Consider the following 13,181-nt stretch of genomic DNA (forward strand, 5'->3'; position numbering starts at 1 on the left):
ATGCTTACCCATCTTCCGACTTGTGTAAAAATAAATGACCAAATACTAAAAGGCTGAGACAATTAATTTGTCTCAGCCACTTTTTTTGTATATAGATTATTTAATTAAAGGGCGAGTATTACGCTCTATATATTGCGCTGAATGGATTGAAACTAATTCTCCTTTTGATAAATTAAATAAGTTTAGTTTCATGATTTTATTCATAGCTTGCTCTACAAATTCTTTTGTTAAATCTGCTTTTGGATTTTGAATTTGGAGTGTAAATGTTTTTTCAGTTGATGTCTTAAATGTTAATTCTAATACTCTTCTCATGTTTTCACCTCCTAACTTATTATCAGATAGTATTAATTTTCTATCTGAATTGTTTTGACGATATAAGCATCTTTGAACTTTTCGTCGCTTAATGTTTCGATGATAGCTTTAAAAGTTTTAACTTGTTCAGGAGTAACGTTTAAATTAATTGCATTAAATTTTCGTTGAACAGTTTTCACTTTAGAGGCTTCGTCTAAATATTGATGTAATAATATGATGTTAATGTCTTTAACTGTTTCCATAATTAATACCTCCTTTCAACTTATATATCGAAATATCTTTGTAAAAACGACAAAAAAAGGTAAAAATTTCTTTCATGTTACTCAAATATATATTATTATTAATATGTACCTTAATTAGGAAGGATGGACAAATTGCATGCAACAAGTATCTCCAATTAAGAATAAAGACGATATAAGAGCAATGTATGAAGTGCTTAAATCACATAGTGAAAGAGATTATTTATTGTTTAGCTTGGCTATTCATACTGGAATGAAAGTTAATCAATTATTGACTTTAACTGTTCAGGATTTATTAGATGAGGATAATGATATTAAATATAATTGGATTAATGATGAGAAGGATTTAATAAGAGTGGTCATTCCTCTTCATTTAAGATCGAGTTTGTCATCTTTTATAAGGGAAGAAGGGCTTAAGAGAGACGACTTTGTATTTATGTCCATCAAAACAAAAAAACAATTATCGAGACAACAAGCTTATAGAATTATTCATGTGGCTGCTGAAGAGGTAGGGCTCAAGAATATTGGGTTATACTCGTTAAGAAAAACTTTTGCATATCATGCTTTCAAATCCGGGATTTCTGTATCTATTATTCAAAAGTATCTTGGACATCAATCTTTACTAGAGACACTAAAATTTATTGACGTAACGACTATTAAAAAAGAAACGACAATAGAACTTAATATATAGAGAGAAAGGAGTTAGTGTATGGCTTTAGTATGTCTGTTTTTAATGATTATAGTTGTAATGTCAATTGTACTTATGACTATGAATACAAAGTTTAGTCGATTTGCAGGTTGGCTAAGTTTAATTGCTCCAGTACTTAGTTCCATATATTTTCTTAGCCAAATTAGGAATGTTTATACTGGAAATATAGTTACTTATTTTCAAGAATGGATACCTATCATTGATGTTAATTTAGATTTTCGACTTGATGGCTTATCTTTAATTTTTGCACTTCTTATTTCATTAATTGGTGCAGGTGTTTTCCTTTATGCCATTTATTACTTATCTCATGAAAAAGATAACCTTCCAAGATTTTATACGTATTTATTAATGTTTATGCTCGCAATGTTGGGCGTAGTACTTTCTAATAATACAATTTTGTTATATACATTTTGGGAATTGACGAGTATTTCTTCATTCTTACTTATTTCATATTGGTATCAACGTGGGAAAAGTCAAGAAGGTGCTTTGAAATCATTTTTAATCACTGTTTTTGGTGGAATGGCTATGTTAGTAGGTTTAATTCTGCTAAATAGCATTACGGGTACGAATACAATTACTGAACAAGTGGGTATGGTTGATAAAATATTTGAATCACCATGGTTTGTACTTGCAGTCATTTTAATCTTACTCGGAGCATTTACGAAGTCAGCACAGTTTCCATTCCATATTTGGTTACCGGATGCTATGGAAGCACCAACGCCAGTAAGTGCTTATTTACATTCAGCAACAATGGTTAAAGCAGGACTTTATTTATTATTAAGATTCACACCAATTATTGGTCAAAGTGAATGGGTTGTTTATACAGTTGTTACAGTTGGGTTAGTTACTTTATTGGTAGGATCTTTCTTTGCAGTAAATAAGAAAGACTTAAAAGCAATGCTAGCTTATTCTACAATCAGTCAGCTCGGTATGATTATGACGATGATTGGTTTAGGATTACTTGCTTTAAACAGTGATTTTAAAGCGGATAATGAAATCTTTTTAGCAAGTTTGTTTGCAGCATTATTCCATTTAATTAATCACGCTATTTTCAAAAGTGTTCTATTTATGGGTGTTGGCATTATTGACCATGAAACAGGCACAAGAGATGTTAAAAAGCTAGGTGGATTACGAAAAATTATGCCAATAACAGCAGTTGTTATGACGATAAGTGCACTGTCTATGGCTGGTATTCCATTGTTTAATGGTTTTTTAAGTAAAGAAGCATTTTTTACTAGTTTAGTGGAAACAGGACATACTGAAATATTTAATCAAGTAATCTCCATTGTAATGATATCAGCTGGATTTATAGGCAGCATTTTTACATTTGTTTATTGTATTAAGTTAATTAAAGAACCATTCTTTGGACAAATAAAAAAAGAACAATTACCTAAAGTACCTCGTCATGATGGCGGTGGATTGTTAATTGCACCATTTATAATCGTGTTGTTTGTACCGACAATATTCTTTGTTCCTAATTTATTAGGAGAATATTTAATTGGACCAGCGTTAAGAGATATATTCCAAGATGGTCAAGTTATGAATCATTTACCTCATATTAGTGCATGGCATGGTTTCACAGTAGAATTATTCTTAACATTAGGTATTTATATCTGTGGTACATTACTTGTGCTATTTCCTAAATGGGATGTTATATATAGTAAGTTTTCTAAACAACTTGAAATTAATACGCTTTATACACAAGGTATGAGTTTATTAGATAGAGTAAGTACGTTCTCAATTCAAAGTATAATGAACAATAAATTGAATCAATACTTGCACATTATATATATTATATTCTTTGTCATAATGGGATACGGTATTTATCAAGTAGGTATTTACGATATAGCTTATTATCATATTACAGATGCTTCAACATTTGAAATTATTATTTTAATTAATATCGTGATAACTGCGACAGCATTAATGTTTATTCGTGAAAGAATGACGATGACTATCTTAAACGGTGTAATAGGATATTCAATAGCAGTGGTATTTATATTTATGAAAGCACCAGATTTAGCACTTACACAATTAGTAATTGAAACGATCACAACAGTGTTATTTTTATTAGTATTTTACCATTTGCCAAACGTACAAAAGGATAATCCTCATGTGTTAAGTGAAGTATTTAAATTAACGATTTCTTTATTAATGGCAGTCTTTGTCGTAATCTTCGTTATAATGATGCAACAAGATAGTTTATTCGACAAAATTTCATTTTATTATGAGCATGCCGACGAATTAGCAGGCGTTAAAAATATAGTGAACGGTATACTCGGAGACTTTAGAGCACTCGATACAATGTTAGAAGGTATTGTTATTTTGATTGCTGGTTTAGGTATATTCACTTTAGTTAAATTTAAGATAAGAAAGGGTGATCCTAATGAAAGAAAATGATGTGGTATTAGAAACGATATCCAAAATAGCCATTTTTATTATTTTGACGTTTGGATTTTATATTTTTCTTGCAGGTCATGATAACCCTGGTGGAGGATTTATAGGTGGACTTGTTTTTAGTTCAGCCTTTATCTTAATGTTTTTAGCTTTTGATGTTGAAACAGTTGTCCAATCAATGCCTTTGGATTTTAGAGCAGTGACGATTATCGGTTGTTTAATCTCTATCGGAACTGGTATTATACCAATATTTTTTGGTCATCCAATGTTAACTCACGAAGACGGTTATGTCACATTACCGCTATTAGGTGAAATTCATATATCAAGTGTTACACTATTTGAGCTAGGTATACTACTCACTGTAGTTGGAGCTGTTGTAACAATCATGCTTGCGATTAGTGGTGATAACAGTTGAATTTAATACTTGTAATTATAATAGGTGTACTGACCTTTGTAGGAACATATATGATTTTATCTAAGAACTTAATTCGAATTGTTATCGGGACAGCAATTTATACACACGTAGCAAACTTAATGATTTTATCAATGAGCGAATTTGGTGGGAAGAATGTCCCTCTTATAAATGGAGAAGGTAAAGATTATGTAGATCCTTTACCACAAGCGCTAATATTGACTGCAATCGTTATAGGTTTTGCTATTACAGCATTTTTACTTGTTTTAGTATATAGAACATTTAAGTTAACGAAAGTGAACAGAATAGAGGCGTTACGCGGTGAGGATGAAGATGTAGATGAATAATTTAATATTAATACCATTACTCGTTCCTTTAATTACTGGGTTAATACTGTTCTTCTTTAAAGAACGTTTAACGTTAACTAGACGTATCGCGATATCGAGTTTAACAATTACAACATTAATAACTGCTTGGATGTTAATAGAAGTTAGTTTAAATAAAGCGTTAGTAATTAATTTTGGGGACTGGCAACCACCATTTGGAATACAATTCGTAGGTGATGAACTCGGGCTATTGTTCACGACTGTTTCTTGTTTTGTTGTGACAGTTATTATTTATTTTGGTTTTGGTAAACGAGAAAGAATAGCAAATAAATATTTTTTACCATCTTTTATACTATTTTTACTAACTGGTGTTAATGGTAGTTTTCTTACAGCAGATATATTTAATTTGTATGTTATGTTTGAAATTATGCTCTTAGCCTCATTTGTATTACTAACACTGGGGCAATCTATTGAACAGTTGAGAGCTAGTATTATCTATGTTGTAATTAACGTCGTAAGCTCATGGTTCTTCTTGATGGGTGTTGCTTATTTATATGGTACGTTAGGTACTTTGAATTTTGGCCATATAGCTATGAGAGTGAGCGAAAGTAATCAACCAGCGACAGTTACTTTAGTGGCGATTATTATGATATTTGTATTTGGTGGTAAGGCTGCTCTTGTAATGTTTATGTGGTTGCCAAAAGCGTATGCTGCATTAAACACAGAACTAGCTGCGTTATTCGCAAGTCTTATGACTAAAGTTGGTGTATATGCGTTACTTAGAATAATGGTACTTATGTTTGATGAGAAGCCAGACGTTACACATTTTCTACTATATATAATGGCTATTATTACGATGATTATCGGTAGTATAGGTGTATTAGGATTTAAAGATATTAAAAAAATAGCTGCTTACCAAGTAATTTTGTCTATTGGTTTTGCAGTACTTGGTTTAAGTGCAAATAATAGTGACGGTATAACTGGCGCTATCTTCTATGTCAGCCATGATATGATAATCAAAACTTTACTATTCTTAATCATAGGTACGTTTGTATTATTAGCTGGAACGAGATATTATGACCAATTTGGTGGTCTCATTAAATATTATCCAAGTCTAGGCGTTATATTCTTTATAACTATACTATCTATCGGTGGTGTACCTCCATTTAGTGGATTTCCTGGGAAATTATTAATTATAAAAGGTGCTTTAGAGAATGGTTATACAATCGGTGTCATTGTGATGATTCTTTCAAGTGTAATCGCTATGTACAGCTTACTGAGAGTCTTCTTGGTGATGTATTTTGGAAGAGAAGGCATTCCACAAGCTGAGAGAGTTGTGCTATCTAAAAACAAACTTTATGCGATGGTTATATTGACTGTAGCAACAATTGTGTTGGGGATTGCTTCTCAATATGTTCTAGACATTTCAGAATTAGCTGCCCAATTTAATATAAATGAACAATCATATATTAAAGAAATTATTCCAAATGTAGAAGTGGAGGCGAAGTAATAATGGCACAACTATTATTAAATATTTTAATCGCCTTCTTATGGACTTTATTTCAAGATGAAGATACATTTCACTTATCAACTTTCATAGGTGGATATTTTATAGGGATATTTATTGTCTACTTGATGCATAGGTTTTTCGGTCATGTTTTCTATTTAAAAAAAGTATGGGTAATATTCAAATTTATTTGTGTTTACAACTATCAACTTGTAACTTCAAGTATGACAACTATAAACTATATTCTTTTCAAAACGAATAAAGTAAATCCAGGACTTGTAACTTACGAGACAACGTTGAAACATGATTGGGCTATTACATTGTTAACACTACTCATTATGTTAACGCCAGGATCAGTCGTGTTAAGACTCTCGCCTGATGGTAGGAGATTCTTTATTCATGCAATTGATGTTTCAGAAAAAGAAAAACAAATTCTAACTAAGCAAATTAAGAAATATGAGAAACTAATCTGGGAGGTGCTTAAATAATGTCATTTATCATTTTAACAATTATAAATACAGCACTTGTTATTTATGGTATTTCCATTGTTATAGTACTTTTTAGAACGATAATTGGACCAACTACAGCAGATAGAGTTATTGCTTTTGATGCAATTGGCGCGATATTAGTTTCAGTTGTGGGTGTATTGAGTATTGTTTTTGATACATTTAGCTACTTAGAAGCAAGTCTTATTATTGCGATACTTTCCTTCTTGAGTACAGTAGGTATTTCACGTTTCATAGAAGGGGGTCGTGTCTTTGAATCTAAGCGAGATCGTTAGTCTAATTGCTGCTTTATCTATATTGCTTGGTTCAATTGCAGCTTTAATAAGTGCAATTGGTATTGTTAGGTTTAGAGATACATTTCTTAGAAGTCATGCTGCAACTAAAAGCTCAACTTTATCAGTATTGCTTACATTAACAGGTGTATTTATCTATTTCTTAGTAACACAAGACTATTTCAGTGTTCGTACATTATTGACAATATTATTCTTATATTTAACATCACCAGTAGCAGGTCATATGATTATTAGATCAGCATACAATTCTGGTTCATATATGTATATGAAAGAGTTTACGAAAAAAGGAACATCATTAAACTTTAGATATGATCGAAAAGAAACTAAAAAAGATCGTAGAAAAAGAGCTGAAAAAAGACAGTTAATGAATGAAGCATTTTCTAAAAATGATAAAGAAACATTTAGCAAATATAAACAAGTTATGAAAAAAGATGACAAAACTTTAAAATAGCAAAAAGGTTGAGACAATTAATTTATTTTATAGTGTCGACAAAGTCGTGGACTTTGCCGACATTTTTTTATGAAACGTGTCCATAAGAAAAAAGATCTTGAGATTTTCAATGAGAAAAGTGTGAAAAAAAGACTGAATTTATCAAGTTTGGCTCGTCTAGATAAATAGAGGCGTTGAATTTATCAAGTTTAGTTCGTCTAGATAAATAGAAGCGTTGAATTTATCAAGTTTGGCTCGTCTAGATAAATAGAGGCATTCAATTTATCAAGTTTGGCTCGTCTAGATAAATAGAGGCATTCAATTTATCAAGTTTGGTTCGTCTAGATAAATAGAAGCGTTCAATTTATCAAGTTTGGTTCGTCTAGATAAATTCAAGTAACTTTATTTACTTTCCAACGAAAAACTGTCGACAATAAGGTTGTTATTCTCTTTCTCATGAAAGGTGTCCATAAAAAAGTCTGAGACAATTAATTTGTCTCAGACTTTTTTATAAATTCAATAACTATTTCATACTATTGTGTATTGCTTTGGCGTTGTGTTCCATCATATTGTAGTATGAATTTCCTTTAGAGTCTTTTTTACCTATAGAATCTGTAAAGACTTCTTCTTTAATCTCAAGGTTCGTTTCTTCAGCTAATGTTTGCATACTTTTCTTATCTACACTTGTTTCTACGATTAATGATGATAGATGATTGTTTTTAACAAAATTAATGGCTTGTTTCATTTGATCTGGAGTACCCTGTTTTTCTGTATTAATTTCCCATATGTAACCTGGTTTTATATGATACGTTTTTGCAAAATATTTAAATGCACCTTCACTTGTAATGAATGCTCGTTTGTTCTCATCTATATCATTAAATTCATTTTTCATTTTGCTATGTAATTTATTAAGTTTATTTGTATAATTATCTGCATTCGATTTATAATCTTTACTATATTTTCCATCTATTTTACTCAGATGTTTTTCGATAGTATTTACATATTTAATACCATTTTCAATACTTAACCAAGCGTGAGGATCGACTTTGTTTTTATCTCCTTCTCCACCTTTTAAGTAAATAGGTTTTACATCTTCTGTAGCTTGTATAACATTTTTGTCAGATATTTTTTTGCCAGCTTGTTCTAAAGCTTTTTCAAACCAACCATTTCCACTTTCAAGATTAAAGCCATTATATATGATAACATCGGCATCTGTAAGTTCTTTAACGTCTTGTGGTTTGATTTCATATTCATGTGGATCTTGACCAATGGGAACGATACTTGTGACTTTTGCGTTTGATTTAGTTACTTCTTTAGTCATATCAGCAAGTATAGAATTTGTAGTGACGACTTTTAAATGTTTATCATTTTTAGACGAAGATTGACTACATGCACTCAATAATAAGATGACAGCTATGAGTGAAAACAATAATTTTTTCATAATGTACTCCTTATATAAATTTTAATTTAAGTTTATGTATGGCGAACGTAATAATATAAACTAAACAACATACTAATACGATACAAGCGCCACTAGGTAAGTTGTATAGGTAACTAATATACATGGCACAGGCCGCACATATTGCACTAATTGTACTTGCAACAATCATCATTGCTTTTAATGATTTAGTAATTAAAAATGCAGTAGAGCTAGGTGTGATTAGCAATGCAACAACTAAAATAATTCCTACCGTTTGTAAGCTCGCTACAGTAACAAGTGCTAACAACATCATGACAAAGTAATGAATTAATTTAATATTCAATCCACTCATTTTCGCCGCTATTGGATCAAAAGTTGATAAGTGGAGTGGTTTATAAAATATAATGACACAAGCAATCACGATAATACTTACAATGCTCGTTGTATAAAAAGCATTTGAAGTTACTGCTAAAATGTTTCCGAATAGTATATGGTACAAATCTGTAGAGGAATTGATTTGGCTAATGATTATAATACCTAGGGAAAAGAAAGTAGTGAAAATAATACCTATTGCAGCATCATTTTTTGTCTTCGAATGTTGTGAAATATATCCTATTAGTAAACTCGTTAACATGCCTGATACTAAGGCACCTATAAACATTGGAATATTAAATACATAGCTGAGTGCGACACCAGGTAGAACAGCATGGCTCATGGCATCACCCATTAGAGATAAACCTCTTAATATAATAAGACTTCCTACAACCCCGCAAACAATCCCAACTATGATGGCAGTGATTAGAGCTCTACTTAAAAAGTTATATTGAAAGAGTGATGAGATAAATTCGTTAATCATAATGTTACGCCTTCCTTTAAAAATACTTCTTTAATGTTTTCATCAGATAAAGCTTCTGTAGCAGAACCAAAGAATTTTACTGATCGATTGAGGAGGAGGATTCTATCGAAATACGCTTTGGCTTTGTGGATATCATGATGAACAATTAAAATCAGTTTACCTTCTGATCTTAGTCTTCGTAATATTTGAATCATGATTTCTTCACTTTTAAAGTCGATTCCAACGAAAGGCTCATCTAGACACAATAAATCACTATCTTTCATTAAAGCTTTTGCTAAGAGAACACGTTGTAATTGTCCACCACTTAATTGATTTAATGTCTTATCTTTTAAATCAGTTAGTTGCAAATCAGATAATAATTGGTCTCTTTTTATATAAGCTTCATTTGCCATCGGTCTAAACCATCCAGAAGTTTGGTAATAGCCAGTTATTAAGCTGTCTTTAACTGTAATAGGAAAATCTAAATCTAGTTGATTTCTTTGGGGAATGTAAGTTAATTGAGTGAGTTGTTGCTTAATAGGTTTATCATTCCAAAAAGCAAAGCCAGTTGCTTTGAATTCGCCTAAAATTGATTTGATAAACGATGATTTTCCAGCGCCATTTGGCCCCATAATGCCTATTAGCTCTCCTGATGATTGAATTGTTAAGTTAATATCATGCAATATGTGCTGTTGACCTATAAATAAATTCATATTCTTAACCTGTAACATGTTATCACCTTTTTCTAAAAATAAGTTTAGGCTAACCTAAACTATATTTAGATTATATTATAAAATTAGGCGAAGTCAAGAGATAGCTTGTAAAAATAAATCATGGTACAATAAAAATATGATAATAAAAGCGAGGTCAGAGCAGATGTTGACTGAAGAACAAGAAGATTATTTAAAAGCAATTTTTGGATTAAATGGAACGACAGATTATGTATCAAATAAAAACTTAGCTCAAGATTTAGGTATTAAACCGTCATCAGTAAGTGAAATGATGCTGCGTTTAAAAAAAGACGATTATGTAGATATCCGTCCATATAAAGGTGTGAAATTAACACAAAAAGGATTAGACCATACTGCGAATATCATTAAAAGGCATAGACTAATTGAAAGATTTTTAATAGAAGAGTTAGAGTATTCGTGGGATGAAGTACATGAAGAGGCTGAAATTTTAGAGCATCGAGTATCTGATCGTTTCATAGAAAAGATAGATAAGTTGATGGGGTATCCTAAGACGTGTCCACATGGTGGAATAATTCCAAGAGAGAATCAAATTGAAGAATTATATAATACTTCATTGAATGAATTTGAAGTAGGTGACGATGTTATCATTAAACGTGTAATGGACTATGTGAATTTATTAGATTATTTAAGTAATCAAGACTTGAATATAGGTAATATCGTTACAATAAGTAATAAAGATAGCTTAAATCAAATTATAGAACTAAAGTTAAATAATAAAATTATTATGATTAGCGAAACAAATGCATCATATTTGTTTGGAATAAAAAAATAACCAATAAAAAATCGAAAAACTCGATTCTTTATTGGCTTTTTTTATGACCATAAAATATTAAAAGTATACATAACTGCATATACGTTTATTGCAATCCAAATAACACTAAAGACAATAGTAGGGATTTTAGTTAGTTGCTTTAATTGGCTGCCATCCCATTCTTGGATTGATCGTGTGAAAGTTAATAAGAATATCGTGATGCTTGATTGAGCAACTTCGCCTAGCAATGTACCTAAGCCCAAGTGATATATATAAGTGGTGATTTGGCCAAAGTCATGTATATTTGGTGCTGATATGACTTCGTATAATGCAGCAGCTATGACAACTAGTATGATAGTTGGTATAAACTTTTTAGATGTAAGCATAACATAGTATAAAAACATTAAAAGAAGGATAATTAAGAATATTGGTCCAAACGTATGATGTTTAAGCCAAACACCTAAAATAAGCATAATAGATGGCATAATATAACCGAACAATGTTGTTATAACTTGATTTAATCGCGATTTAGAACCCGTGATAGCATAACCTTGTCTACCTGTTTCTGTTCGTTCTTTTCTACGCCATACAACAACTAAATCTTTCGGTTTACCACCGGAAAGTTTATTTGCAATCACATGGCCCATTTCATGAATTAAAATAGGGAAATATCCTAAAATAATATCAATCAAACTTAATATAGGCTGTTGTCTTCTATGATGAACAAATACATATATTAGCGCGATGATCGTAATCGTAACTAATGATATATTGATTGGTTCTGATAAAAAATTCGGTAAAAAATGAATCAAAAATACGTCACCTCGAATAAAATAGTTTAATACTATTCTACACTAAAGTGACGTATTTGTTGTCGGGCTTAAGGCTTAATGTTATTTATTATTTTTCTTACGTTTTAATAACCAAGTTAATAATAACAATATTCCTAAAATAAGTAATATTGAAGCGGTCATGATGATAGGTCTATTATCTTCGCTTGTAACTTTTTCTTTTGTTTGATTAAATTTATGTTTGCTAGGTGACTCCACATTGACTGTTGGTGGACCATAGCTATCATTTAAGAAAGTACGTTTATAATCGATATGGGCTTTACCATCCTCAAGAACAACTTTATAATCTACACCTTTTTGCACAACGTCATAAAGATCTTCTGAAACATAATAAGTTTTACCGTTTATTTTTTGTTTGCCTTTAGATAATACTTTTTTCCATTCATATTCATTGAATGATTTTTCCATTAAGCTGTTACCCATCATATTACGTTCTTTTTCACCACCAACGCTATTATAGTCACCAGCTCCAAGAATGATTTGATTGATTCTTAAACCATCTCTTTTAGTTGAGAGACTATGGTTATAGTCGGCTGTATCACTTGAACCTGTTTTTAGACCGTCCGTGCCTTTTAATGACATATCCGCACCTTCAAGTGAGTGGTTATAAGTATAATAAGTAACGTTTTGAACAGTCGGTGCTACTAATTTTGTATATTCTAAAATATCAGGATACTGCTTTACAAGATGCTGTGCTAGAATTGCGAAATCTCTAGATGTAGAATAATTATCTTCATCTGATTGGTAACGCTTAGCTTTATATTCTAATAATAAATTATTTGATGCGCCATTAGAATTGTAGAACTTTGTATGTTTCATGCCTATTTTTTTAGCAGTTTCATTCATGTAATCAACAAAGTCAGAGTCTAAATCTTTCTTTTGTTGTTTAGAAGCTGTATTTTTATTTGAGTCTTTATCTTTTTTATCTATCTTTTTTGCAGAAGCTAAATTTTCAGCTTTCATAGTCTCTCTACCTAAAATCATCGCGCCGGCATTTGAAGAGTTAGAAACTGTAATTTGCATTAACTCTGAAATAGTATATACATCACCTGGATATAATTTTGTATTACTTAGTTCAGGTAACGTTGATAAACGGTATTCTTCGTTTGTCATTTTAACTTTTGCATTTTTGTCTAATTTACCGCTGTTGATTGCTTTTTCAGTTAAGTATAATGTCATCAACTTAGACATACTAGCAGGAAACCATTTAGCATCTATCTTATATTCATACATAATTTGACCAGTTTCAGAACTGTAATTAATTGCGCCTTCTGGTTCATATATTTCTCCAAGTGAATATCCATTTTCGTTGGCAACAGTTGTTGGAGACTTTGCGTTATCAGCAGCAGATGCATTTTGAGTTACTGGAATGCTCAATATTAGTAGTGCAAAAAATATTAATAGACTTTTTTTCATTAATAAGACCTCTTTATTTATTTTT

Annotated in this window: 16 protein-coding genes; 9 read left to right on the forward strand and 7 right to left on the reverse strand. The window is 31.0% G+C overall.

The window, feature by feature from the left end; all coding sequences use genetic code 11:
• Positions 1–96 precede the first annotated feature (96 nt).
• Positions 97–312, reverse strand: coding sequence for a DUF2922 domain-containing protein (locus tag LQ668_RS07585; RefSeq protein ID WP_078358078.1), 216 nt, complete (start codon positions 310–312; stop codon positions 97–99).
• Positions 313–344: 32 nt separating this feature from the next.
• The gene (locus LQ668_RS07590) at positions 345–554 is read right to left on the reverse strand and encodes a DUF1659 domain-containing protein (RefSeq protein WP_078358079.1); all 210 of its coding nucleotides are present in this window, start codon (positions 552–554) and stop codon (positions 345–347) included.
• Positions 555–690: 136 nt separating this feature from the next.
• On the opposite strand from LQ668_RS07590, the gene LQ668_RS07595 reads away from it, so the two are divergent.
• From LQ668_RS07595 to LQ668_RS07630, 8 genes are read left to right on the forward strand one after another with little or no spacing between them, the layout of a single operon-like run.
• The gene (locus LQ668_RS07595) at positions 691–1,242 is read left to right on the forward strand and encodes a tyrosine-type recombinase/integrase (RefSeq protein ID WP_107509449.1); all 552 of its coding nucleotides are present in this window, start codon (positions 691–693) and stop codon (positions 1,240–1,242) included.
• An 18-nt stretch (positions 1,243–1,260) separates the two neighbouring features.
• Entirely contained in the window at positions 1,261–3,660 is a 2,400-nt protein-coding gene (locus tag LQ668_RS07600) for a DUF4040 family protein (protein WP_239775957.1), read from the forward strand.
• Complete coding sequence (locus tag LQ668_RS07605) at positions 3,647–4,072, forward strand: monovalent cation/H+ antiporter subunit B (RefSeq protein WP_078358082.1); 426 nt, start codon at positions 3,647–3,649, stop codon at positions 4,070–4,072. The genes LQ668_RS07600 and LQ668_RS07605 overlap by 14 nt, the downstream gene beginning before the upstream one ends.
• Positions 4,069–4,416 (forward strand): Na(+)/H(+) antiporter subunit C, encoded by a 348-nt coding sequence (locus tag LQ668_RS07610; RefSeq protein WP_078358083.1) that lies wholly within the window; start codon positions 4,069–4,071, stop codon positions 4,414–4,416. The genes LQ668_RS07605 and LQ668_RS07610 overlap by 4 nt, the downstream gene beginning before the upstream one ends.
• Positions 4,409–5,905, forward strand: a complete 1,497-nt coding sequence (locus tag LQ668_RS07615) for a Na+/H+ antiporter subunit D (RefSeq protein ID WP_078358084.1) — start codon at positions 4,409–4,411, stop codon at positions 5,903–5,905. Before LQ668_RS07610 ends, LQ668_RS07615 begins: the two co-directional genes overlap by 8 nt.
• A 2-nt stretch (positions 5,906–5,907) precedes the next feature.
• On the forward strand, positions 5,908–6,390 hold the full coding sequence (locus LQ668_RS07620; RefSeq protein ID WP_078358085.1) for a Na+/H+ antiporter subunit E: 483 nt from the start codon (positions 5,908–5,910) through the stop codon (positions 6,388–6,390).
• Positions 6,390–6,683, forward strand: coding sequence for a monovalent cation/H+ antiporter complex subunit F (locus tag LQ668_RS07625; RefSeq protein WP_078358086.1), 294 nt, complete (start codon positions 6,390–6,392; stop codon positions 6,681–6,683). The genes LQ668_RS07620 and LQ668_RS07625 overlap by 1 nt, the downstream gene beginning before the upstream one ends.
• Positions 6,661–7,152, forward strand: coding sequence for a Na+/H+ antiporter subunit G (locus tag LQ668_RS07630; protein WP_078358087.1), 492 nt, complete (start codon positions 6,661–6,663; stop codon positions 7,150–7,152). Before LQ668_RS07625 ends, LQ668_RS07630 begins: the two co-directional genes overlap by 23 nt.
• Before the next feature lie 502 nt (positions 7,153–7,654).
• On the opposite strand, the gene mntC is transcribed toward LQ668_RS07630, so the two are convergent.
• From mntC to LQ668_RS07645, 3 genes are read right to left on the reverse strand one after another with little or no spacing between them, the layout of a single operon-like run.
• Positions 7,655–8,572: a manganese ABC transporter substrate-binding lipoprotein MntC gene (mntC, locus tag LQ668_RS07635; protein ID WP_107509447.1), complete on the reverse strand. Its 918-nt coding sequence runs from the start codon at positions 8,570–8,572 to the stop codon at positions 7,655–7,657.
• Between the two features lie 10 nt (positions 8,573–8,582).
• Positions 8,583–9,407: a metal ABC transporter permease gene (locus LQ668_RS07640; protein ID WP_107509446.1), complete on the reverse strand. Its 825-nt coding sequence runs from the start codon at positions 9,405–9,407 to the stop codon at positions 8,583–8,585.
• Positions 9,404–10,117, reverse strand: a complete 714-nt coding sequence (locus LQ668_RS07645) for a metal ABC transporter ATP-binding protein (protein WP_078358089.1) — start codon at positions 10,115–10,117, stop codon at positions 9,404–9,406. Before LQ668_RS07645 ends, LQ668_RS07640 begins: the two co-directional genes overlap by 4 nt.
• A 145-nt stretch (positions 10,118–10,262) precedes the next feature.
• Here LQ668_RS07645 and LQ668_RS07650 point away from each other — a divergent pair, with 145 nt between their 5' ends.
• Positions 10,263–10,910: a metal-dependent transcriptional regulator gene (locus LQ668_RS07650; protein WP_107509445.1), complete on the forward strand. Its 648-nt coding sequence runs from the start codon at positions 10,263–10,265 to the stop codon at positions 10,908–10,910.
• A 41-nt stretch (positions 10,911–10,951) separates the two neighbouring features.
• Here the strand turns inward: LQ668_RS07650 and LQ668_RS07655 are convergent, their stop codons facing one another.
• Both LQ668_RS07655 and pbp4 read right to left on the reverse strand, forming a co-directional pair.
• Complete coding sequence (locus tag LQ668_RS07655; protein ID WP_107509444.1) at positions 10,952–11,701, reverse strand: M50 family metallopeptidase; 750 nt, start codon at positions 11,699–11,701, stop codon at positions 10,952–10,954.
• An 81-nt stretch (positions 11,702–11,782) separates the two neighbouring features.
• Complete coding sequence (gene pbp4 / locus LQ668_RS07660) at positions 11,783–13,156, reverse strand: penicillin-binding protein PBP4 (RefSeq protein ID WP_107509443.1); 1,374 nt, start codon at positions 13,154–13,156, stop codon at positions 11,783–11,785.
• Positions 13,157–13,181 lie beyond the last annotated feature (25 nt).

It is taken from the genome of Mammaliicoccus sp. K-M42, assembly GCF_022386375.1.
GTDB classification, from domain to species: Bacteria; Bacillota; Bacilli; order Staphylococcales; family Staphylococcaceae; genus Mammaliicoccus; species Mammaliicoccus fleurettii.

Bases quoted from the DNA above. Each gene is read 5' to 3' on its own strand.
- LQ668_RS07585 (WP_078358078.1), bottom strand. From the start codon at position 312: ATGAGAAGAGTATTAGAATTAACATTTAAGACATCAACTGAAAAAACA.
- LQ668_RS07590 (WP_078358079.1), bottom strand. From the start codon at position 554: ATGGAAACAGTTAAAGACATTAACATCATATTATTACATCAATATTTA.
- LQ668_RS07595 (WP_107509449.1), top strand. From the start codon at position 691: ATGCAACAAGTATCTCCAATTAAGAATAAAGACGATATAAGAGCAATG.
- LQ668_RS07600 (WP_239775957.1), top strand. From the start codon at position 1,261: ATGGCTTTAGTATGTCTGTTTTTAATGATTATAGTTGTAATGTCAATT.
- LQ668_RS07605 (WP_078358082.1), top strand. From the start codon at position 3,647: ATGAAAGAAAATGATGTGGTATTAGAAACGATATCCAAAATAGCCATT.
- LQ668_RS07615 (WP_078358084.1), top strand. From the start codon at position 4,409: ATGAATAATTTAATATTAATACCATTACTCGTTCCTTTAATTACTGGG.
- LQ668_RS07620 (WP_078358085.1), top strand. From the start codon at position 5,908: ATGGCACAACTATTATTAAATATTTTAATCGCCTTCTTATGGACTTTA.
- LQ668_RS07625 (WP_078358086.1), top strand. From the start codon at position 6,390: ATGTCATTTATCATTTTAACAATTATAAATACAGCACTTGTTATTTAT.
- mntC (WP_107509447.1), bottom strand. From the start codon at position 8,572: ATGAAAAAATTATTGTTTTCACTCATAGCTGTCATCTTATTATTGAGT.
- LQ668_RS07640 (WP_107509446.1), bottom strand. From the start codon at position 9,407: ATGATTAACGAATTTATCTCATCACTCTTTCAATATAACTTTTTAAGT.
- LQ668_RS07645 (WP_078358089.1), bottom strand. From the start codon at position 10,117: ATGTTACAGGTTAAGAATATGAATTTATTTATAGGTCAACAGCACATA.
- LQ668_RS07650 (WP_107509445.1), top strand. From the start codon at position 10,263: ATGTTGACTGAAGAACAAGAAGATTATTTAAAAGCAATTTTTGGATTA.
- pbp4 (WP_107509443.1), bottom strand. From the start codon at position 13,156: ATGAAAAAAAGTCTATTAATATTTTTTGCACTACTAATATTGAGCATT.